Origin of the sequence: Halorubellus salinus (assembly GCF_020567525.1) — an archaeon.
Taxonomy (GTDB): Archaea; Halobacteriota; Halobacteria; order Halobacteriales; family Natrialbaceae; genus Halorubellus; species Halorubellus salinus.
In genome coordinates, this window is the sequence record NZ_JAJCVI010000006.1 from 209,822 (window position 1) to 231,882 (window position 22,061).

Annotated in this window: 21 protein-coding genes; 11 read left to right on the forward strand and 10 right to left on the reverse strand. The window is 68.3% G+C overall.

Annotation, left to right across the window (positions count from 1 at the left end):
- Positions 1-40 precede the first annotated feature (40 nt).
- A complete protein-coding gene (gene bcp / locus LI336_RS17525; protein ID WP_227134455.1) occupies positions 41-505 on the forward strand; it encodes a thioredoxin-dependent thiol peroxidase in 465 nt (154 codons plus the stop codon).
- Between the two features lie 36 nt (positions 506-541).
- Complete coding sequence (locus tag LI336_RS17530) at positions 542-1,156, forward strand: DJ-1/PfpI family protein (RefSeq protein ID WP_227134456.1); 615 nt, start codon at positions 542-544, stop codon at positions 1,154-1,156.
- Between the two features lie 255 nt (positions 1,157-1,411).
- Here LI336_RS17530 and LI336_RS17535 read toward each other — a convergent pair whose 3' ends face one another.
- Both LI336_RS17535 and LI336_RS17540 read right to left on the reverse strand, forming a co-directional pair.
- Positions 1,412-3,682, reverse strand: coding sequence for a CDC48 family AAA ATPase (locus LI336_RS17535; RefSeq protein WP_227134457.1), 2,271 nt, complete (start codon positions 3,680-3,682; stop codon positions 1,412-1,414).
- A complete protein-coding gene (locus tag LI336_RS17540) occupies positions 3,679-3,918 on the reverse strand; it encodes a DUF7127 family protein (RefSeq protein WP_227134458.1) in 240 nt (79 codons plus the stop codon). Before LI336_RS17540 ends, LI336_RS17535 begins: the two co-directional genes overlap by 4 nt.
- A 281-nt stretch (positions 3,919-4,199) precedes the next feature.
- Between LI336_RS17540 and LI336_RS17545 the strand changes: the two genes are divergently transcribed.
- Positions 4,200-4,988 carry an alpha/beta fold hydrolase gene (locus LI336_RS17545; protein WP_227134459.1) on the forward strand — a complete coding sequence of 263 codons (789 nt, stop codon included), beginning with the start codon at positions 4,200-4,202 and terminating at the stop codon, positions 4,986-4,988.
- Positions 4,989-5,038: 50 nt separating this feature from the next.
- On the opposite strand, the gene panB is transcribed toward LI336_RS17545, so the two are convergent.
- On the reverse strand, positions 5,039-5,851 hold the full coding sequence (gene panB / locus LI336_RS17550) for a 3-methyl-2-oxobutanoate hydroxymethyltransferase (RefSeq protein ID WP_227134460.1): 813 nt from the start codon (positions 5,849-5,851) through the stop codon (positions 5,039-5,041).
- 133 nt (positions 5,852-5,984) lie between these two features.
- Here panB and LI336_RS17555 point away from each other — a divergent pair, with 133 nt between their 5' ends.
- From LI336_RS17555 to LI336_RS17570, 4 genes are all read left to right on the forward strand, one after another.
- A complete protein-coding gene (locus LI336_RS17555) occupies positions 5,985-7,637 on the forward strand; it encodes a tRNA uridine(34) 5-carboxymethylaminomethyl modification radical SAM/GNAT enzyme Elp3 (protein ID WP_227134461.1) in 1,653 nt (550 codons plus the stop codon).
- 131 nt (positions 7,638-7,768) lie between these two features.
- Entirely contained in the window at positions 7,769-8,023 is a 255-nt protein-coding gene (locus LI336_RS17560) for a hypothetical protein (RefSeq protein ID WP_227134462.1), read from the forward strand.
- 72 nt (positions 8,024-8,095) lie between these two features.
- Positions 8,096-10,225: a ribosome rescue protein RqcH gene (gene rqcH / locus LI336_RS17565; RefSeq protein ID WP_227134463.1), complete on the forward strand. Its 2,130-nt coding sequence runs from the start codon at positions 8,096-8,098 to the stop codon at positions 10,223-10,225.
- Between the two features lie 25 nt (positions 10,226-10,250).
- Positions 10,251-11,027: a DUF4013 domain-containing protein gene (locus tag LI336_RS17570; protein WP_227134464.1), complete on the forward strand. Its 777-nt coding sequence runs from the start codon at positions 10,251-10,253 to the stop codon at positions 11,025-11,027.
- Positions 11,028-11,051: 24 nt separating this feature from the next.
- Here the strand turns inward: LI336_RS17570 and LI336_RS17575 are convergent, their stop codons facing one another.
- Positions 11,052-11,666 carry a universal stress protein gene (locus LI336_RS17575; protein ID WP_227134465.1) on the reverse strand — a complete coding sequence of 205 codons (615 nt, stop codon included), beginning with the start codon at positions 11,664-11,666 and terminating at the stop codon, positions 11,052-11,054.
- Positions 11,667-11,810: 144 nt separating this feature from the next.
- Here LI336_RS17575 and LI336_RS17580 point away from each other — a divergent pair, with 144 nt between their 5' ends.
- The gene (locus LI336_RS17580) at positions 11,811-12,878 is read left to right on the forward strand and encodes an mRNA surveillance protein pelota (RefSeq protein WP_227134466.1); all 1,068 of its coding nucleotides are present in this window, start codon (positions 11,811-11,813) and stop codon (positions 12,876-12,878) included.
- A gap of 423 nt (positions 12,879-13,301) precedes the next feature.
- Here LI336_RS17580 and LI336_RS17585 read toward each other — a convergent pair whose 3' ends face one another.
- The 3 genes from LI336_RS17585 to LI336_RS17595 all read right to left on the reverse strand — a co-directional run bounded on the left by LI336_RS17585 (position 13,302) and on the right by LI336_RS17595 (position 18,617).
- The gene (locus LI336_RS17585) at positions 13,302-14,075 is read right to left on the reverse strand and encodes a TrmB family transcriptional regulator (protein WP_227134467.1); all 774 of its coding nucleotides are present in this window, start codon (positions 14,073-14,075) and stop codon (positions 13,302-13,304) included.
- A complete protein-coding gene (locus LI336_RS17590; RefSeq protein ID WP_227134566.1) occupies positions 14,076-17,615 on the reverse strand; it encodes an MMPL family transporter in 3,540 nt (1,179 codons plus the stop codon).
- A gap of 267 nt (positions 17,616-17,882) precedes the next feature.
- Positions 17,883-18,617 carry an MBL fold metallo-hydrolase gene (locus LI336_RS17595; protein WP_227134468.1) on the reverse strand — a complete coding sequence of 245 codons (735 nt, stop codon included), beginning with the start codon at positions 18,615-18,617 and terminating at the stop codon, positions 17,883-17,885.
- Between the two features lie 148 nt (positions 18,618-18,765).
- Here LI336_RS17595 and LI336_RS17600 point away from each other — a divergent pair, with 148 nt between their 5' ends.
- Positions 18,766-19,656: a shikimate kinase gene (locus LI336_RS17600; RefSeq protein WP_227134469.1), complete on the forward strand. Its 891-nt coding sequence runs from the start codon at positions 18,766-18,768 to the stop codon at positions 19,654-19,656.
- On the forward strand, positions 19,653-19,991 hold the full coding sequence (locus tag LI336_RS17605; RefSeq protein ID WP_368408399.1) for a chorismate mutase: 339 nt from the start codon (positions 19,653-19,655) through the stop codon (positions 19,989-19,991). The genes LI336_RS17600 and LI336_RS17605 overlap by 4 nt, the downstream gene beginning before the upstream one ends.
- A gap of 15 nt (positions 19,992-20,006) precedes the next feature.
- On the opposite strand, the gene LI336_RS17610 is transcribed toward LI336_RS17605, so the two are convergent.
- From LI336_RS17610 to LI336_RS17620, 3 genes are read right to left on the reverse strand one after another with little or no spacing between them, the layout of a single operon-like run.
- Entirely contained in the window at positions 20,007-20,282 is a 276-nt protein-coding gene (locus LI336_RS17610) for a DUF7521 family protein (protein WP_227134470.1), read from the reverse strand.
- Positions 20,279-20,578: a DUF7521 family protein gene (locus tag LI336_RS17615; RefSeq protein WP_227134471.1), complete on the reverse strand. Its 300-nt coding sequence runs from the start codon at positions 20,576-20,578 to the stop codon at positions 20,279-20,281. Before LI336_RS17615 ends, LI336_RS17610 begins: the two co-directional genes overlap by 4 nt.
- A gap of 7 nt (positions 20,579-20,585) precedes the next feature.
- The gene (locus tag LI336_RS17620) at positions 20,586-20,936 is read right to left on the reverse strand and encodes an ArsR/SmtB family transcription factor (RefSeq protein ID WP_227134472.1); all 351 of its coding nucleotides are present in this window, start codon (positions 20,934-20,936) and stop codon (positions 20,586-20,588) included.
- Between the two features lie 130 nt (positions 20,937-21,066).
- Here LI336_RS17620 and LI336_RS17625 point away from each other — a divergent pair, with 130 nt between their 5' ends.
- Positions 21,067-21,750 (forward strand): plastocyanin/azurin family copper-binding protein, encoded by a 684-nt coding sequence (locus LI336_RS17625; protein WP_227134473.1) that lies wholly within the window; start codon positions 21,067-21,069, stop codon positions 21,748-21,750.
- Positions 21,751-22,061: the final 311 nt, after the last annotated feature.

Here is a 22,061-nt window from a genome sequence, read left to right on the forward strand (position 1 = left end):
GAACGAAATCCACTTTTGCGCGCGCCGCGCCGGGACTCGTATGCTCGAACCAGGCGCTGACGCACCAGACTTCGAACTCCAGAACCAGGACGGCGAGCCGGTCGCACTCTCTTCCTACGCGGGCCAGCGCGTCGTCGTGTACTTCTATCCGCGAGCGAACACCGAGGGCTGCACTGTCGAAGCGTGTAGCTTCCGCGACCGCTGGGACGACTACGGCGAGCGCGACGTCGCCGTCCTCGGGGTCAGCGACGACGACGTCGACGACCTCGCGGAGTTCGCGAACGACTACGACCTGCCGTTCGAACTCCTGAGCGACCCCGAGGGCGAGGTGTCGCTGCTGTACGAGTCCTACGGCGAGAAGGAGATGTTCGGGAACACGTTCGACGGCGTGTTCCGGAACACGTACGTCGTCGGCGCCGACGGCACCGTCGAACTCGCGTACGAGGGCGTCGACCCCGAGGAGCACGCCGACGAGATCCTCGCGGACATCGACGACCTCGAGTAGCGCAACCGCTACGGGCCGGGCGACCGAGGGGTCGGTATGGACGTCGCCATCCTGTTGTTCGACGGGTTCGACGAACTGGACGCCATAGGTCCGTTCGAGGTCCTCGAGAACGCCGCGAACGCCGGTGCCGACCTCGAAACGACGCTCTGCACGCTCGACGGCGCGAGCGAGGTGACGGCGAGTCACGGCCTCCGCGTCGGCGCCGACGCCACGCTCGACGCGGCCGCGGACGGCGGCCTCGACCTCCTCCTGGTCCCGGGCGGCGGGTGGACCGACCCCGATTCGCCGGGGGTTCGTCGCGAGTACGACAGCGGCGCCATCCCCGACGCCATCGCCGACCTGCACGCCGACGGCGCCACGATAGCGTCGGTCTGCACGGGCGCGATGCTGCTCTCGAAGGCCGGCGTCCTCGACGACCGACCTGCGGCGACCCACGCCGCCGCCGAGACGGACCTCCGCGACACGACCGCCGACGTCCGCGACGCCCGCGTCGTCGACGACGGCGACGTCCTCACCTGCGGCGGCGTCACCAGCGGCCTCGACCTCGCCGTCCACATCGTCGCCCGCGAGTTCGGCGACGCTATCGCCGAACAGGTCACGACGGAGATGGAGTACGAACCAACGAGCGACGTCTCCCGCTCGCACGACTGACCGCGAACGAGCCGACACCCCTCATCCGACCGCCCGACACCCGCACGCTCTCTTCGACCGAGAAACCGGCCACGAGCAGCGCGCGCAGAACCACGCGAGGCGCGAGCAGGGCAGCCGCAGGCCGCGGTTGCGGTCGCGGTCGTCCGCAGCGCACCGACCGCGAGCGCGCGAAGCGCGCGAGCGGCCCTTCCTTCGGCAACGGTCTTGCGAGGAGTGGTGACCCGCAGGGTCACCCGACGCCGAAAAACGGTCGTCTTACTGGAACGTCCGGCTGAGTTCGCTCTCGGGTTCGGGTTCCTCGCGCCCGAACCGTTCCTCGATCTGGTCGTAGCGTTCCTTGACGTCCTCGGTGACGCTCGCCTTCACCTCGTCGAGCGCGTGCTCGAAGTGCTCCTTCGTGATGCGGACGTTCCCGACGGAATCCGTCATCTCCTCGGGACTCACGGAGTTCACGAACTCGCGGGTCGCGGCCATGCTCGCCTCGCGCGTCACGGCCTCGACGTCCGCGCCGACGTAGCCCTCGGTCCGCTTCGCGAGCCACTCCAGGTCGACGTCGTCCGCGAGCGGCTTGTGCTCCGTGTGCACCTCGAAGATCTTCTCGCGCGCCTCGCGGTCCGGCACCGGCACGTGGACGTGGCGGTCCAGGCGACCGGGCCGCAGGAGCGCGTTGTCGATGAGGTCCGGGCGGTTCGTCGTCGCGATGACGACCACGTCCTCCAGCGCCTCCAGGCCGTCGAGCTCGGTCAGCAGCTGGCTGACGACGCGCTCGCCGACGCCGGAATCACCGGTGCGTTGGCCGCGTTCGGTCGCGATGGAGTCGATCTCGTCGAAGAACACCACCGTCGGTGCGTTCGACCGTGCCTTCTCGAAGACCTCGCGGACGCCCTTCTCGGACTCGCCGACGAACTTGTTCAGGAGCTCCGGGCCCTTGATGGAGATGAAGTTCGAGTTCGCCTCGTTCGCGACCGCCTTCGCGAGCAGCGTCTTCCCCGTGCCCGGCGGCCCGTACATGAGGACGCCCTTGGCGGCCTGCAGGTCCATCGCCTCGAACACGTCGGGGTAGTCGAGCGGCCACTGGATGGTCTCGCGGAGGCGTTCCTTCGTACCCTCGAGGCCACCGACGTCCTCCCAGGTGACGTCGGGCACCTCGACGAACACCTCGCGCATCGCGCTCGGCTGGATGCCCTTCAGCGCCTCCTTGAAGTCCGACTCCGTGACCTTCAGGCCTTCGAGGACCTCGGCGTCGATCTCCTCCTGCTCCAGGTCGAGTTCGGGGCGGATGCGCCGGAGCGCGTTCATCGCGGCCTCGCGAGCGAGGCTCTCGAGGTCCGCGCCGACGAACCCGTGCGTGTTCTCCGCGTACTCGTCCAGGTCGACGCTATCGCTCATCGGCATCCCGCGCGTGTGGACCTGCATGATCTCCATGCGGCCGTCCTTGTCCGGGACGCCGATCTCGATCTCGCGGTCGAACCGGCCACCGCGGCGGAGCGCCGGGTCGATGGCGTCGACGCGGTTCGTCGCCGCGATGACGGTGACCTGCCCGCGCTCCTCCAGGCCGTCCATGAGGCTCAGGAGCTGCGCGACGACGCGACGCTCCACGTCACCGCTGGCCTCGCCGCGGCTCGCGGCGATGGAGTCGATCTCGTCGATGAAGACGATCGCGGGCGCGTTCTCCTCGGCCTCCTCGAAGACCTCCCGGAGCTGCTCCTCGCTCTCGCCGTAGTACTTCGACATGATCTCCGGACCGCTGATGGTCTGGAAGTCCGCGTCGATCTCGTTCGCGACCGCCTTCGCCATCAGCGTCTTCCCCGTGCCCGGCGGGCCGTGCAGGAGCACGCCCTTCGGCGGTTCGATACCGAGTTGCTTGAACAGCTCGGGGTGCCGCATCGGGAGTTCGATCATCTCGCGGACCTGGTCGAGCTCCTCGTCGAGTCCACCGATGTCCTCGTAGGTCACGTTCGGGACGCCCTCGGCGCCGCCGCTCCCGGCGCCCTCGGCGCCCTTGATCTGCTCGGCGGGCTTCTCGCTGATCTGGACGTCCGTCGAGTCCGTGATGACGACGGTGCCGTCGGGGTCGGTGCTCGCGACCTTCAACGGGACGCTCTGCCCGCTCCCCGCCATCGGGCCGAACGAGAGCGAGAACGGGATGGTCTGTCCGCTCGTCACGGCCTGCCCGCTGAGCTTGTCGCGCACGAGCGGCCCGATGTTCCCGCGGATGCGGAGGTTCTGCGGGAGCGCGACCGTGACGCTCTTTGCGGGTTTGACGTCCGCCTTCTCGACCTCGACGCGGTCGTCGATGCCGACGTCGGCCTCCTGGCGGAGGCGTCCGTCGATGCGGACGACGCCCTGGCCCTGGTCCTCGGGGTAGCCGGGCCAGACGCGCGCGACGGCTTTCCCCTCACCGTTTCCGGTGATGAGGATGTAGTCGCCGTTCTCGAGGTCGAGTTCGCTCATCGACGCGCGGTCGATGGCGGCGAGCCCGCGCCCGGCGTCCTTCTGCTTGAGGGGTTTGACGGTGAGTTTCATGCGTGAGCCTCCATCTCGATGGTGAGGATGCCGTTCCGGATAAAGGCGCGCGTCGGCGTCGAGGGGACCGAGAGTTCGAACTGTTCGCCGTCGGGCCTGACGACGATGACGGTGTCGCCGAGGACGTCGACGTCGGCGTCGGTGACGTCGAGGTCGGCGGCGACGACGACCGCGTCGTCGTAGACGTACTGACGGGCGAACCGACCGTCGTGTTCCGTGAACTGCTGTATGTTCATCCTAACTACGAGTTAGTGTTCATAGAATATAAACCTTTCTCCTACGAAACGCACGAAGGCGTCGAGGTGTATCGAAACCGGTTGATTCGCGGTTCACACGACGATGACGGACCGAGAACGCACCGAGCACGAGCCGGATACGCCAGGCACGACCACGTACGGACCAGAGAGCAACAGATGGACACCACGACGATGCCCCACGACCGTCGTCTCCAGCAGCGGCCACCACGACGAGCGACGCGGCGACGGGGTTTAAGCGACCACCCCGAGTAATTTCGAGTATGCAGACCGTCTCCCATCAGGGCCGCGAGACAGCGTACGAGGTCTTCGACCGCGGCGGCGACGGCGCCCCCGTCCTCTGCGTACACGGGAGCGGCGGCACGCACGCCGTCTGGAAGTCCCAGGCTCGCCTCGGCGACGAACGCCCGGTCGTCGCGCTCGACCTCGCCGGTCACGGCGAGAGCGACGACGTCGACGCCGACGCCGGCTACGAGACGCTCGCCGCGTACGCCGACGACGTCGTCGCCGTCGCCGACGCCACCGACGCACGCGTCCTCTGCGGGAACTCGCTCGGTGGCGCCGTCGTCCTCCACTGCCTCCTCGAACGCGGCGACGACCTCGCCGTCGACGGCGCCGTCTACGCCGGCACCGGCGCGAAACTCGCCGTCCTCAGCGACCTCCGCGACTGGCTCGCGGACGACTTCGAGCGCGCCGTCGACTGGCTCCACGACCCCGGCCGGCTCTTCGCCGACCCCGAACCCGAGCTCCTCGACGTCTCGAAGACCGCGATGCTCCAGTGCGGGCAACGCATCGTCGAACGCGACTTCCTCACCTCGCACACGTTCGACGTCCGCGACGAACTCGGCGACATAACGACGCCGGGGCGCGCCATCGTCGGCGAACACGACGTGCTCACGCCCCCGCGGTACCACGACTACCTCGCCGCCGAACTCGACGACTGCGACGTCGCCGTCGTCGAGGACGCCGCGCACCTCGCGATGCTCGAACGCCCGGGCGGCTTCAACGCCGCGCTCGCGGACTTCTGCGAGCGCATCGACCAGAACGAGTAACAGCGCCGCGCCGCCAACAGCGCCACGCCGCCGGCAGCCCCGGCGACCGCTCAGTACAGTTCGTCCAGTTCCTCGACGCCCTCGCTGTGCTCCGCGCCGGGGAACTCGCCGGACTCGACCGCCTCGGTGTACGCCTCGATGGCGTCACCCATCGCCTCGCGAACGTTCCCGAACTCCTTCACGAACGACGGCGTCCAGTCGCTCAACCCGACCGCGTCGTCGACCACGAGCACCTGCCCGTCGCACTCGGCCCCGGCGCCGATACCGATGGTCGGGATGTCGAGCGCGTCCGTGATGCGGGCCGCGAGCGGCGCCGGCACGCGTTCGAGGACGAGCGAGAACGCGCCCGCGTCCTCGTGGCGCTCCGCGAGTTCGAGCATCCGGTCGGCGGCCTCCTCGCTGGTCCCCTGGAGCGCGTACCCCTGCTGGTTCACGGACTGCGGCGTCAACCCGAGATGGGCCATCACGGGGATGCCGAGGTGACTGAGCTTCTCCGTCAACTCGACGGTGTGCGGCCCGGATTCGAGTTTCACCGCGTGCGCGCCAGCCTCCTTCAGCATCCGGCCCGCGTTCTCGATGCTCTCCTTGTCGTCGTGCCCGTACGAGAGGAACGGCATGTCCGCGACGACGAGCGCCTCCTCGGCGCCACGAGCGACCGCCGCGGTGTGGTCCGCCATCTGGTCCACGGTCACCGGTAGCGTCGTCTCGTGACCGTGACTCGTGTTCCCGACGCTATCCCCGACGAGGATGACGTCGACGCCCTGTTCGTCGACGATCTCCGCGGTCACGGCGTCGTACGCCGTCAGCATCGTTATCGGCTCGTCGCCCGCCTTCGAGAGGACGTCCCTGACCGTCGTGCGCATACCCGCCCTACTCGACGCCGCACTAAACCAATACTGGAATCCCCGCGTTACGCAACCGAGTTCACTGCCGACGACGACCGGTCCGCGCGCGCCAACGACACGCTTAACCGCGTCTCCCCACGACGTTGTGGCGATGAGCGAAGCGTCGGACCCGACCGAGACCGAAGCGTTCAGAGCCGTCTGCGAGGACCTCGTCGACCGCATCCTCGCCGGTGAACTGGAACGCGACGACGTCGAGTCCGCGAAACTGGCGGCGTGCTCGGAGCACTCCGCGCCGAAGGTCCCGAAGAACTCCGAGATCCTCGACCACGCGCCCCAGGAGCGCCGCGAGGAACTCGAGGGCGTCCTCATGCGGAAACCCGTCCGGACCGCCTCGGGCGTGTCGCCGGTCGCGATAATGACGAGCCCGCACATGTGTCCGCACGGGAAGTGCCTGTACTGTCCGGGCGGGCCGGCGAGCGAGTTCTCGTCGTCGCAGTCCTACACGGGCCACGAGCCCGCCGCCGCCAGGGGCGAGCAGAACGACTACGACCCCTACGGGCAGGTGACGCTCCGCCTGAACCAGCTCCGCGAGATCGGGCATCCCGTGGACAAGGTCGAACTCATCCTCATGGGTGGGACGATGACCGCGCGCAGCCACGACTACCAGGAGTGGTTCGTCAAGCGCGCGCTGGAGGCGATGAACGACTTCGACGCGGACGCGGAACCGAACCCCGCCGAGGGCGTGAGTTTCGCCGAGGACGACCCCGACTTTTCGTACCTCGAGGACGTCATCGCCGAGAACGAGACCGCGGACGTGCGGTGTATCGGGACGACGTTCGAGACGAAGCCGGACTGGTGCGACCCCGAGCAGATAGACCGCATGCTCGACCTCGGCGGGACGAAGGTCGAGGTGGGCGTGCAGACGACGTTCGAGCGCATCAACCGCGAGATGCACCGCGGGCACGGCGTCCAGGCGAGCATCGACGCGAACCGCCGGCTCCGCGATTCCGGCTTCAAGGTCGGGTTCCACATGATGCCGGGCCAGCCCGGGATGAGCCAGGAGATGTGCCTCGAGGACTTCCGGCGGATCTTCGAGCAAGAGCAGTACAAGCCGGACTACCTCAAGATCTATCCGACGCTCGTGGTGCGCGGGACGCGCATCTACGACCAGTGGCGTCGCGGCGACTACGACCCGCTGACGAACGAGGACGCCGCCGAGCTCGTTGCCGAGATCATGTCCCGGATTCCGCGCTACACCAGGCTCCAGCGCGTGCAGCGGGACATCCCGGCGGACTTCATCGACGCGGGCGTCTGGAAGTCGAACCTCCGCCAGCTCGCGTGGGAGCGCATGGACGAACACGGCTGGGAGTGCGAGTGCATCCGCTGTCGCGAGGTCGGGATGAACGACGAGGACCCCGAGACCGTCGAACTGGACACCATCGAGTACCAGGCGGCGGGCGGCACGGAGCAGTTCATCAGCTTTGAGGACTTCGAGCAGGACCTCCTCGTCGGGTTCTGCCGGCTCCGGTACCCGAACGACCCGGTGCGTCGCGAACTCCAGAACGCGGCTATCGTCCGCGAACTCCACGTGTACGGGAACCAGGTCGGCGTCGGCCAGGACGGCGACGACGCGGACGTCCAGCACCGCGGGTACGGCCGGCAGCTCCTCGCGGAAGCCGAGGACCGCGCTCGCGACGCCGGGTTCGACAAGCTCTCGGTCATCTCGGGCATCGGCGTCCGCGAGTACTACCGCGAGAAACTCGGCTATCACCAGGACGGCCCGTACGTCTCCAAGCGCCTGTAGGGAGCAGACCCGCGTTCGTCGCGGCGGACCTGTACGATCGATGACCACTGCTCGCGATTCGAACGAAGTCGTCGACGTGTGACGGTTCGGGTTAAGCCACGGTTTCATTCCGTCCCCGTCCTTCCTTCGAGATGATGACTCGGACAGGGTTGACTGCGGAGGACCGTGAACGGATCGAGGCGTACCTCTCGAAACCAGCCTACGACCGCGAGTTCGCCGACCTCATCCCGGCAGACGACGAGGAGCGCACCGAAGACGACGCGAGCACGGACCGGAGCGACCTGGACGGGGCTCGCGACGTCGAGGGGCAGCACCACGACGACGAGGGCCACGACGACGAGGGCCACGACGTCGGACGGCCATCCGTCCCGGATCGGGACCGGTAACCGGGACCGAGTTGCCCGCGTCCCAGACCGGACAACGGAACGTCTTTCCGCGAGCCACCGGTACGCGGCGGTATGGACGCGAAACGCGAACTCTCTTCGGTCGACCTCGCCGCCGTCGTCTCCGAGTTCGGAGCGTACGAGGGCGCGAAGGTCGACAAGGCCTACCTCTACGGCGACGATCTGCTGCGGTTGAAGATGCGGGACTTCGACCGCGGCCGGGTCGAACTCATCCTCGAGGTCGGTGACGTCAAGCGCGCGCACGTCGCCGACCCCGAGCACGTGCCCGACGCCCCGGGGCGACCGCCGAACTTCGCGATGATGCTCCGCAACCGCCTGTCGGGCGCTGACTTCGCGGGCGTCGAGCAGTTCGAGTTCGACCGCATCCTCGAGTTCCGGTTCGAACGCGAGGACCAGGACACCATCATCGTCGTGGAGCTGTTCGGGCAGGGGAACGTCGCGGTGTGCGACGAGACGTACGAGGTCGTCGACTGCCTGGACACCGTCCGGTTGAAGTCGCGGACGGTCGCGCCCGGGTCGACCTACGAGTTCCCGGATTCGCGCATCAACCCGCTCGCCATCGAGTGGGAGCCGTTCGTCGCGAAGATGAACGACTCCGACACGGACGTCGTCAGGACGTTGGCGACCCAGCTCAACCTCGGTGGGTTGTGGGCGGAGGAGATCTGTAGTCGCGCGGGCGTCGAGAAGGCGAAGGACATCGCGGACGCGGACGAGGAGGACTACCGGCGCGTGTTCGACGCGCTCGACCGGCTCCGCGAGGACGTCGCGTCCGCGGACGTCGACCCGCGCCTGTACCGGACCGACGAGGACGAGCCCCGGGTCGTGGACGTGACACCGTTCCCGCTCGAGGAGCGCGACGAGTACGTCCCGGAGGCGTTCGACACGTTCAACGCGGCGGTCGACCAGTACTTCTACGAGTTCGACCGCAGCCAGGACGACGCGGGCAGCGACGAGGCGCCCGGGGACGACTCGCCGGACTTCGACGAGGAGATAGCGAAGTACGAACGCATCATCGAGCAACAGGAGGGCGCCATCGAGGGGTTCGAGCAGGACGCCGAAGCGTACCGCGAGCGCGCGGAGTCGCTGTACGCGAACTACGGGCTCGTCGACGACGTCCTCGGCACCATCCGCGCGGCGCGCGAGGACGACGTGCCGTGGGACGACATCGAGGCGAAGTTCCGGGAGGGCGCCGAGCAGGGTATCGACGCCGCCGAGGCGGTCGTCGGACTCGATGGGAGCGAGGGCACGGTGACGTTGTCGCTGGACGGCCGGGACGTGACGGTGCAGGTTCGCGAGGGCGTCGAGCACAACGCCGACCGCCTCTACCAGGAGGCCAAGCGCGTCGAGGGGAAGAAGGAGGGCGCGCTCGCCGCCATCGAGGACACGCGCGAGGACCTGGAGGACGCGAAGGCACGGAAACGCGAGTACGAGCGTCGGCAGGCCGAAGGCGGCGACGACGACGATGGCGACGGCGACGACGACGAGGACGTCGACCACGACTGGCTCGCGGACCCGTCGATCCCCGTGCGCCAGCAGGAGCAGTGGTACGAGCGCTTCCGGTGGTTCCACACGACCGACGGCTACCTCGTCATCGGCGGGCGGTCGGCGGACCAGAACGAGGAGCTCGTGAAGAAGTACGTCGAGCGCGGCGACAAGGTGTTGCACTCGCAGGCCCACGGCGGCCCCGTCACCGTGTTGAAGGCGACGGACCCGAGCGAGTCCGCGAAGGACGTCGACTTCAGCGACGAGACCCTGGAGCAGGCGGCGCAGTTCGCGGTGACGTACTCGTCGGTGTGGAAGGACGGCGTGTACGCGGGCGACGTCTACATGGTCGACAGCGACCAGGTGTCGAAGACCCCGGAGTCCGGCGAGTACCTCGAGAAGGGCGGGTTCGCGGTCCGCGGCGACCGGACGTACTTCCGGGATACGCCGGTGGGGTGTGCGGTCGGCATCCAGTGCGAGCCCTCCACGCGCGTCGTCGGTGGGCCGCCGGCGGCGACCGCCGAGCGGACGGAGACGATGATGGAGGTCGAACCGGGGAAGTTCGCGCAGGGCGACGTCGCCAAACGCGTCTACCGGGAGTTCCGCGAGCGGTTCGCGGACACGTCGTTCGTGCGGAAGGTCGCGAGCCCGGACCGCATCCAGCACTTCCTGCCGCCGGGCGGGAGCCGCATCAAGGACTGATATCGATGGACTGGACGAGACAGGGATGAGCGAGGACACCGACACGTTCGTGGGCGCGCTCCGGTACCCGACGCGCGGTGCGGCGTCGCGGGACGGCATCGCGGTCCTGACCGTGCTCGCGCTCGCGGTGGCGCTCGCCGGCCGGTACGCGGTCGCGGTCTACCCGAGCGTTGCGGCGCTCGGGTTCCTCGCGCTCGCGGTCGCGGCGGGCGTCGCGTGGCTCGGGTACGTCGGGCGCGTGCTCGCCGGCACCGTCGGCGCGGACCTGGCGAGCGGCGACGGCGCGCTCGTCCGCGTCCCCGGCAACGCGAACGAACTCCCCGCCTTCGGGAGCGTTCGCGGCCTCCTCGCGGCCGGTAGCCGGGTCGCGCTCGTGACCGTCCCCTACCTCGGCGCGCCCTTCGCGCTCCTCTACGTCACCGTCCTCGGCCTCGGCGGCGTCGCCCCCGAGGGCGTCCAGGGCCCCGGCGGGTTCGCGTTGCTCGCCGGCGGCACCGTCTCGTTCCTGCTCGCGCTCGCGTTCGTCTACGTCTACCCCGCCGCACTCTGCGAGCTCGCCGCCACCGGCAGCCTCCGGCGCGCACTCGCCCCGTGGACGTTCCGCGACGTCCTCGCGCACGCCGCGTACCTCTACGCGTGGACCGCTGCCTTCAGTATCGCCGTGCTCGCGCTCGCCGCCTACGCCCGCGTCCTCACCTCGACGGGCGTCTTCGGGTTGCTCGCCGCACTCGGCGCCGGGTACGCGAGCGCCGTCGCCGCCCGACTCAGCGGGATGGGGTACCGCAGGGCGCGCCGACGATAGCGACCTCCGACAGCCGCGTTCAGGTCACGAGATGATGCTCGTCCGCTGGGTCACCGGGTCGACGTACACGAGATAGGACTCGTCGTTGCTCTCGGCGTCGACGACCCACACGCTCACCTGTCGCTCGACCTCCGTCACGGTCGCGTCGATTCCCGCGTCCGCGAGCGCGTCGCGAGCGATGTCCATCGCCGCCTCGTCGTCCTCGACGGTGACGTCCGTCTCCGGGAGCCGGACGGTCATCACGGGACAGCGAGCGCGACGCACCAGTCGTTCGGCGACGCTCCCGATGAGGCGTCGTTCGACGCCGGAACGGCCGTGCGTCCCCGAGACGATGACGTCCGCGTCGATCTCGTCGGCGTAGTCGACGATACGCCGTGCGGGGTCGCCGTCCTCGATGGCCGTCACGACGTCGACGTCGTGCGCTCGCGCCATCGCCGCGACGCGCTCGACCGCCGCCTTCCCGCGGTCGTCGAGCTCGGACTCGTCACCGAAACCGGCGACGAACGTGCGCACGCTCTCGTCGACGACGTGGAGGACGTGGATCGTCGCACCGTACGTCTCCGCGAGGTCGATCGCTTGCAGGGCGACGTGGGCCGACCCGACGCTCCCGTCGGTCGGCACGAGGATTCGCTCGTACATACGCATGGCAACGACGCCGACCCTCATGAAACGTCCTGCCCGCGACCGCTCGTGAGAACGTCCCGTCCGCGACGCGAGCAAGCCGTGCGTCGGGGAGCCCGCGCGATAGCAGGACACTTACCGGGCCCGGGGCAAGTCCGGGGTATGCAGATCAAGGACCGCTATCGCGTCGAGGGCGACCGGGAGCGCATCACGCTCGTCCCGGAGACCCTCGACGACCTCTGGCACCTCCAGTACGTCCTCGAACCCGGGGACCTCGTCGCGGGCGATACGACGCGACGCATCCAGCGGAACGACGAAGACCTCCGCGATACGGGCGGGGAGCGCGAGCACATGTTCGTGACGCTCGGCGTCGAGGAGGTCGAGTTCCACAAGTTCTCGAACCGCCTCCGGGTGTCGGGCGTCATCGAGGACTGCTCGCGCGAGGACCAGCTCGGGTTCCATCACACGCTGAACGTCGAGGACCACGACGAGCTGGAGGTCGAGAAGCACTGGAAGCCCGACCAGCTCGACCGCATCGAGGAGGCCGAGGAAGCGGCGGAGAACCCGGACGTCGCCATCGCGACCGTCGAGGAGGGCGAGGCGTACATCCACACGGTCGCGCAGTACGGGACCGAGGAGCGCGGGCGGTTCACGGGGACGACCGGGAAGGGCGAGTACGCGCGCGGTCGCGGCGAGCTGTTCGGCGAGCTCGGCGCGGCGCTCGCGCGGATGGACGTGGACGCCATCGTGCTCGCCGGCCCGGGGTTCACGAAGCAGGACGCGCTGAAGCACATCGAGGAGAACTATCCCGAGGTCGCCGAGTTGGTGACGATGGTCGATACCGCGGGCGTCGGCGACCGGGGCGTCCACGAGGTCCTCAAGCGCGGCGCGGTCGAGGACGTCCAACAGCAGACGCGCATCGCGAAGGAGGCGGAGTACATCGACGAGCTCACCGAACGCATCGGGCAGGGTCACGAGGCGTCGTACGGGCCGGAGGCGGTCGCGGAGGCCGCGGAGTACGGCGCCGTCGAACAGTTACTCGTGCTCGACGAGAAGCTCCGCGAGGAACGCGGCCCCGACGGCGACTGGAGTATCGACGTCGACGACGTCGTGACGAGCGTCGAACGCCAGGGCGGCGAGGTGACCGTGTTCTCCAGCGAGTTCCCGCCCGGTCAACAGCTCCGGAACCTCGGCGGCATCGCCGCACTCCTCCGCTACCGGCTGGAGTGACGGGCGCTCGCCGGACTGGGGCCCCGCCGAACCTCGACCCTCCACCGTCGACCCTAGTCGGTTTGGGACGCGACTCAATTACCACCAGCCGATACGTACTGTTGCGGTCAGACGCAGCGAGACAGTGACCAGAGAGCGACGTTCCGTGCCACGACGTCGCCGACTCCACCCCCCACCCATGCCATCACGCCCGTCGTCGTCGCAGCCATAGCGGTCGACGACGGTCCCCGAAATCGAACGCCCTCCCTCCCCCACTCACTCTCCCCACACCACGGAGCCGGTGCCCTCACCGGGTCCGTTCTCTTTCACCCATCGACGCTCGCCGACCAGCTAGCCGTTCAGTGTTCGCGCTCCTGGTCGCCGTGCGTTCCGACGGAAGGATACCGCACCGAGACGCCTCGTCGCCGCCGTCTCGCCTCGGCGTCAGGCGATCTCGCGCGGCGAGATGGAGTTCATCGCGAGTTCGTGGAGGACGGTCGCGAAGTTCGTGCGCGCCGTCCAGAACGCCGTCTCCGTGTTGAGTTCCGGGATGTCACCGCAGTCCCCGAGGACGCTCATCAGGACGACGTTCCCGTCCGCGAGCACCGCGCGACCGGTTCGTTCGTCGTCGACGGCGGGTTCGGCCGTGTCCATCGTCGCGATGCTCGCATCCGACTCGAACAGCTCGCGGACGTCCGGGTTCACGCTCACCACGCGAACGGTGACGCCCCCGGTCGCGGCCTCGCGGAGCGCCGCCGCGATGTCGTCGGTCACGAGGTCGGGCGTTCGCGCGGCGAACACGACGCTCTCCTCCGCGTTCCGGACGAGTTCCGCTGCGCGTTCCGCGACGTGACCTCGGCCGGATAGCGTCCAGATCGCCTCCTGTTCCTCGCGCTCCCCGCCGCGTTCGTTCCGCACGCTCTCGACGTACCCGAACGCGCGGTCGGACTCCGTCTCGAAGCGCTCCCGGAGCGTCTTCCGCGCCTCCTCGATACGCACCGGCCGGTACTGCATCGGGCTTGACTGCTGGACCTCGACGAGTCCACGGTCCTCCAGGCCCTCCGTGACGCTGTAGACCTGCGATCGCGGGACGTCCGCGACGCGAGACACCTCGCGCGCCGTCCCCGACCCGAGCTTCTGGAGCGCGATGAACACCTTCGCCTCGTACGACGTGAGCCCGAGGCGTTCCAGTGACTCGATGGCGTCGCCCTCCTGCATTCAGTCGTCACCTCCGACCGGGACCTCCTTCGCGGCCGGCTCCGCGGAGAAGTCCGCGTCCGGCCCGAAGTACTTCACCCACACCACGAGCAGGCTCGGGAGGACGAGCACGCTCGCGAGGAACGCGTAGATGATCGTCATCCCCGTGATGACGCCGAACTGCTGGAGCGCCGGGAAGATGGCGAACGCGAGCGTCCCGAACCCGCCGACGGTCGTCGCCGCGGACCCCAGCAGCGCACCGCCCGTGCCGGTGATGGTGCGGTCCATCGCCGTCCAGACGTTCCCCGTGCGTTCCAGTTCGAGGTTGAACCGCTCGCTGATGTGGATGGAGTACGCGACGCCGAGACCGACCGTGAGGCTCGTGATCATCCCCGTCAGGACGTTGAACGGCATCCCGATGGCGTACATCGTCCCGAGGATCCACGACACGCTGAGTGCGACCGGGAGGAGCGTGAACGCGCCGAGCATCGCCGACCCCTCCTGCACGCGGTACGCGATCATGAGGAACGCGAACACCGCGATGAGCGTGATGACGAGGCTCTGGATGACGGTGTCGAGGAGTTCGCGCTGCACGATCTCGTTCACGACCGGACTGCCGGTCGCGGTCGCGCGCGTCCCGTCGCCGTTCACGATGGTCGCGACGTCCCGGAGTTGCGTGGTGACGTCGCCGGTATCCGCGCCGCCTTCGATGGGGACGACGAGCCGCATCGACTCGTAGCGGTAGCCGTCGTCGGTCTCGACGCGATGCACGTACTCGCCGGCCTCCTCCTCGTTCACGCGGAACAGCGCGGAGAGCACGCCCGTGACGTTCTCGTCGGGCGTGCCGTCACCGTCGGTGTCCGCCGCCTGGAACGTCTCGTTGAACGACGCGTTCGTCGCCGCGGTCGACCGCATCACCGACAGCACGGACCGCGTCGCGACGTCGCCGCTACTCCCCGTGAACGCGGTGTCCATCTCCGAGAGCCCGGTCTCGGTCTGGTTCAGGCGCGCGAACGTCTCCGCGGTGTCGAGTGACGCGGAGTCGTTCGCCCTGACGAGGATCTGTGCTTGCGAGTCCTCGCGCTGGAAGTTCTCGTTCACGTAGTCGAGGTTCGCCTTCGCGGAGTACTCGCCGGGCTTGAACGGCTCGGGGAGCTCGTACAGCCAGTCGGCGGGTTCGTCCGCGATGAAGCTCTCCTGACTGAACTCGGTACTGACCTGGGTCGCGCCGACGCCGCCAGCGATGGAGATGACGACCGCGACCGCGATGACGATCGCGGGTGCCTTCCGTGCGGCCGTTCCGCCGACGGAGAGCGCCTGCGAGAACCGGCCGCCGCCGGTCCCGAACGCGCGCTTCGTGCGGTCGAGCCCGAAGCGGTTCTCGAGGAACCCGTCGGCCTCGATCTTCAGTGCCGGGATGAGCGCGCCGAACACCGCGAGCGCCGCGAGGATACCGACCGAGGACACGATACCGAAGTCCTGGATGGGCGGGAGCGGGCTCGTGAGGTTCGAGAGGAACCCGATGACGGTCGTCGCCGTCACCCACGTGAGCGCGAGGCCGACGCCGCCGAGCGCGACACCCATCGACCCGCGGACGTCGTCGACGGTGTTCTCGTCGGTCCGCGCCTCGCGGTGCCGCATGAAGATGTGTATCGCGTAGTCGATACTCAACCCGATCAGCAGCACCGGGACCGCGATCATGATCTGGTTGAACGACACGCCGGTGATGCCCATGAACCCGAACGTCCACAGGAGAACGGCGATGATGCCGAACAGGCCGAGGACGATGTCGAGGAAGTCGCGGTACGCGACCATGAGCGTCAACAGCACGAACAGCAGCGCCATCGGCGCGACGATGTTCACGGAGTCCGTGAGCGACTGGTTGATCTCCTGGGAGATGACGCCGAACCCGAAGACGATGTACTCCTCGTCGTCGCTCCCGGTCGAACCGGCTTGCGCGACGTCCTGCATCTCGAGCTGGACCTGCGTCACGGTCTCGCTGACGGTCTGGGCGTTCGACGCGGCGCTACTGGAGGACGTCTCGAGGACGCCGATGAGCATCCGTGCGTTCGCGCTCGTCGACCCCGGCTCGAAGTCCTGGGGCATCAACTGGAGCGCCTGCCCGGCGAGCGGGCCGTCCCCTTCGCTGAGGACGACCTCGGCGGTGTCCTCGACCTGGGTGGCGTTCATCGACTCGAGCTGGTCTATCTGCGCGGAGAGCGACGGCGTGCCGCCTTCCTGGAGCGCCTGCCGGCGGTCCTGGAACGCCTCGAACGCTTCCTGGAGTTCCTCACCGTCGGCTTGCAGTTCCTCGGCGCGCTCCTGGAGTGCCTCGGATTCCTCGGCGATGACGCCCTGGGTGCCCGCGAGGTAGCTCGCTTCGATGTCCGCCTGGATCTCGCGGACCTCGGCGACGGAGGTGTTGAACTCGGCGAAGTCGTCGTCGTCGAGTTCGACGCTACTGTTCGCTTGGACCTGCTCGAACTGCGTGCGAGCGTTCGCGTCGGGGTCCTGTGCGATCGTCGAGAGCGCCTGGCCGACGAGCGGCGCGGTCTCGTTCAGCGCGGTCGCGCGGTCGGCGAGCGCCTCGCTCTCGTCCTCGAGCACGCCCTTCGTCCCCTGTCGGTACGCCGCCTCGGCCTCCTCGCGGCTGGTCGCCGTCCGGAGCTTCTCGGCGGCGTCCTCGAAGATGGCGTAGTCGTCTTCGCCGAGGTCGACGCTGCTCTCGGCCTGCACCTCCTCGAACTGCGTCCGGATGTCGGCCGAGGAGTCCTCGCGGATGGTGTCGAGCGCGTCCTTCAGGAGGCCGCCGGTGCGGTTGAGCGCGGTCTTGCGTTCCTCGAGCGCGCGGAACTCGTCGCCGAGCACGCGCTGGGTGCCGGCTTCGACCGTGGGCCGGATGGTGGAGACGTTCTCGCGGACCGCGGTCGCGGCGCGCTCGAACGTCGCGTAGTCCTCCTCGTCGAGGTCGACGCTACTGTTCGCCTGCACCTGCTCGAACTGCGTGCGGACGCTCGCGTTCGGGTTCGCGCGGAGCGCGTCGAGCGCGCCCTTCAGGAGCTGTCCGGTCTCGTTCAGCTCCTGGCCGCGGGCTTCGAGTTCGGCGCGACTCTCGTTGAGCGATTCGGACCGCGCCTGCAGTTCCGCGCCGCGAGCCTGGAGTTCGCTCGCTTTCTCCTGCTGGATGGCGGTGATGGCGACGAGGTTCGAGACGCCGAACAGGCCCTGGTCGCCGGCGAGCGTCGCGTTTATCGTCTCGTTCGACCGGAGTTCCTGCTGGTATCTGAGCGACGACAACAGCGATTCCTTCGAGAGGACGTTCCCGTTCTTCGAGTCGCTCCGGACGATCACCTGGACGCTCGTGGTACTGGTGTTGTCCGCGACGAACGTCTCGGTGATGTACTCGGAGGCGTTCGCGGCGTCGCTCTCGCTGTTGAACTGGTCGAGTCCGGAGTCGGATTCGACGGCACCGGCCTGCGAGCCGAGGCCGGCAGTGACGAGCAGGAGTGCGACGATGATGACCTTCGTGTGCCCTGCGATACCATCCGCGAGGCGGTCCATGGCGCTCACGTGGACCGACCTCCGACGTCGAGTGTACTGTGTGTACTGAACATACGACAGTTGTGTTGTTACTCGCCTACTAACAGACAGCCGTAGATAAACCTGTTCGTACCGACGTCGAGAAACGCAGGACAACCCGCCGGTCGTTCCAAGTCGGTGGCGAGTTCCGACCGCACCGCACGGCGGTCGCTGGAGGCGAACGCGGCGGAGTACACCCAGCGGAGAACACCCAGCGGAGAGGCTCGGTCGCTTTCGAGGCGGGTCGCGTCAGTCGATGGTGACCGAGAGCAAGTCCTCGGCGAACCTGACGTCACCGTCGTACCCGCGACCGATCGACGCGAGCATCTCCTCGTGTTCGTCCTCGGTGTGCGGGTAGAGGTGCGTGAGGTAGACGCGCCCGTACTCGTGGCCGGCAAGCGCCTCGCCGAGCTGGCTCGGCGTCGGGTGGTTGTCGACGTCGACGCTGTCGGGGAACGAGCAGTCGTGCGCGAACACCGCGACCTCGTCCGCGAACGACGCGAGTGCGTCGGTCGCCTCGCCGTCCCCGGAGAACGCGAACCGGTCGTCGAACCGGTACGCGAGGCACTCCTTGGAGTGCTCGGTGCGGTGCGCCTCGACGTCGAACCCCGCGACCTCGAAGGACTGCTCGCCGACCTCGCGGACCGAGAGGTCGACGCGACCCTCGAGGTAGTCGTGGACGTCCAGCAGGCCGTCGACGAGCGCCTTCGTCCCCCGTGGTCCGACGACCTCCAGGTGCTCCTCGCCGGCGAGCCACCGCGCCTTCAGGAGCGGCATGAGGTCCGAGACGTGGTCGAGGTGGTGGTGCGTGAGGAGGACCGTCGACACGTTCTCGGCGCCGACGCCGGTCTCCTCGAGTCGATGCAGGACGCCCGCGCCGCAGTCGACGAGGAGATACCGGCCGGCCTCGTCGACGAGCAACCCGGTCTGGTGTCGGTCGGCGAGCGGCATCGCGCTCCCCGTCCCGAGGAAGGTGACGCGCATACCGAACCGTCGAGCGGCCAGCGGGATGAATCGGTCGCCTCGCGAGCGCCGGATGCCCACCGGCGCGTCGCCCGTCGAGACGCCCGAAGTGGAGGCGGGTATCGCACGCACCACAACCCCCAAGTACGTCCTCGGATTCGAGTCGGGTATGCAGGGTCGTGCCACGGCACCGGCGGCGGGAACCGTCCTGAACGCGCTCGCGACCGGGGTCGGGTCCGCGTTCGCCATCGACGCCGACACCACCGCGACGGTCACGCTCGACGCCGACGCGGACGGCGACGCGTCGGTGACGGGCACGGTCGCGGACGCACCCGACGCGGACACCGCGCTCGTCGAACGCTGCGTCGAACTCGCAGTCGACCGCTGGGGCGGCGACGCGGAGGTCGACCCCGCCACGGTCGGCGGCGAGGTCCACACGGAGAGCGACGTGCCGATGGCGGCCGGCCTGAAGTCCTCGAGCGCCGCCGCGAACGCGACCGTGCTCGCGACCGCGAGCGCGCTCGACGCCGACCCGGACCCGCTCGACGCCTGTCGACTCGGCGTGCAGGCCGCCCGCGACGCCGGCGTCACCGTCACCGGCGCGTTCGACGACGCGAGCGCGAGCATGCTCGGCGGCCTCACGCGCACGGACAACACCGCGGACGAACTCCTCGCGCACGACGACGTCGACTGGTCGGTCCTCGTCTGGACGCCACCGGAGCGCGCGTACAGCGCCGACGCGGACGTCTCGCGCTGCGAGCACGTCGCCCCCATGGCGGGCCTCGTCGACGAACTCGCCGCAGCAGGCGAGTACGGGCGCGCCATGACCGTCAACGGCCTCGCGTTCACCGCCGCCCTCGACTTCGACCCCGCTCCCATCGTCGACGCGCTCCCGGACGCGACCGGCGCCAGCCTCTCCGGGACCGGCCCGAGCTACGTCGCCGTCTTCGACCCCGAGGACGACGCCGACGACCGCGACCGCGTGGAGGCCCGGTGGCGTGAACGCGACGGCGACGTCTGGACCACCACGACCCGCAGCGACGGCGCACGCATCCTATGACACGAGACACCAGCCACACCGACCGCGACGAATCGAAGCCAGTCGACGACACCGCCACGCCCGACGAGATGAGTCTCGACGAGCTCCGCGACGAGATACGGGGCATCGACCACGACCTCGTCGAACTCATCGCGCGCCGCACGTACGTCGCCGACACCATCGCGCAGGTCAAAGACGAGAAGGACCTGCCGACGACCGACGAGGAACAGGAGCAACGCGTCATGGACCGCGCCGGCGTGAACGCCGAACAGTACGACGTCGACGCGAACCTCGTCAAGGCCATCTTCCGACTGCTCATCGAACTGAACAAGGTCGAGCAGCGCGAGAGCAGGTAGCCGCCGCGGATCGGGTCAGTCGAGGAACGAACGGAGCAGGAGGCCGAGTCCGAACACGAGCGCGACGGATTCGGCGACGTGAACCTGTGTGAGCGTCAGTCCAGTGAACTGGTAGAGGAATCCCTCGACGAGCACACCGAGTGTGACGAATCCGAAGCCGAGTGTCGCGTCGCGGAGGTATCGCGTTCGTTCTCGCCGGTAGGCGCGGAGACTGATCGCGGTCGTCGCGAGTCCCACGAGGAGGAGGAGGACGCGAACACCGATCAACGCGAGTTCCCAGTGGCCGGTCATGTCGTCTCCCCGTCGTTCGACTGCTGTGGCATCCGACCGTACAGCGAGTAGAGGACGACGAGCATCCCGATGGCGACGATCGCCGTCTGGATCGTGCCCGAGAGATATATCGATAGGCCCATGACGTCGAACAGGATGCCCTCGATGACGGAACCGATGCTGATGAACAGGAACCCGATGGCGACGTAGCGCATCGGCTCGCTGCCGTGCGTTCGATACCCCTCGTAGGCCTTGTACGCTATCAACAGGCCGAGTCCGACGGTGACGAGTTTCGCGATGACGAGTTCGATGTGCATGGTTGAATCAGCTCTCCCGGATGTCGCTCCAGATGCGCGAGAACCGCTGGGCGGCGTCCTCGCGCACATGGACCTTGACGTCGATGGTGCCGTCGTCGATCTCCACGTCGAGGTGGTCGACGTTCGCCTCGTAGACGCTGTGGTGGCTCCCATCCTGCTCGATCCGTGTCCGCTCGACGAGGAGGTCGCTGGCGAGCATGTCCTCGACTCGGCGATAGATGGTCGAGAGTGCGACGTCGCACTCCTCGCTGAGTTCCTTCGCCGACCTGGATTCGCGACTCGTCGCGGCCAGGATGTGCCTGACTCGTTCCTGGCCGAGGAGTTCCAAGAGTTCGTCGGCGGGGTCGTCGTTGGACACGGCTGTTCCTCGCGTTAGGAGTTGATTACGTCGAGCTACTTAAAGAGAGAACAGTTTTGCGTCGGGTGCAAAACAGCGCCTCGGCCATTATCACGGCGACCGTATCTCCAAGTGCAAGGTGACTGATCCCATGACCGACGAATCACTGTATACGCGACGGCGGATGCTCGGCCTGGCTGGTACCGCGGCGGCCGTTGGTCTCGCCGGTTGTGCGGGCACCCAGGCCGATACCGAGGACGAGTCGCCAGCGACGGATGAACACCACGAGGGAGACGGTCACAGCGAGACTGGGGGGCACGACGACACCGAGGAGGGACACGACGACGACGAGAGCGGCCACGGCGACCACAGCCACGGGCACGAGGATGGGGAGGTCGGTGAGCCGACCGCGACGGCCGAGGTGAAGATGCTCACGCAGGATGGGAGCTACCACTTCGACCCGCACGTGACCCGCGTCGAGGTCGGCGGGACGGTGACCTTCCACAACGAAAGCGGGAGTCACTCCGCCACGGCCTACCACCCGGACAACGATCAACCGCAGCTCGTCCCCGACGGTGCCGCGTCGTGGGACAGCGGCATCCTCTCCGAGGAGGGTGCGACGCTCGAACACACTTTCGAGACCGAAGGGGTCTACCACTACTACTGTTCGCCCCACGAAACGATGGGGATGATCGGTAGCGTCATCGTCGGTGAACCGGAAGCGCACGGTCAGCCAGCCCTCGAGGAACCGCCCGAGGGCAAGCCCGAGAGCGTCCGCAAGAAGATCTCGGAACTCAACGAGATGTGTAACGAGGCGCTCGGCCACGAGCATTAGTCCGAAGCCGGCGCCCTCCTTCCGGGGGTGCGTGGCCAGTGTAGTCCGGTAGGTTTCGACGTTGGCCGTGACGTGACTGCGAGAACCTGATAACGACCGACCAGCGAGGCGACCGTTTCCTGCGAGCATCGAGGCACGCCGGTTTCCGGACGACGGTGACTGCGTTCGGCGAGTGCGTCGGTGACCGGCTGGCGACGGATACGGGAGTGACGCGGCCGAAGACCGACGGTACCGGCAGTCCCTCGCGGTGGACGGCTCGTTCGCGCCGTACGGAGGCCTGGCTTTCGATGACGACCTCGAGAGACCGACAG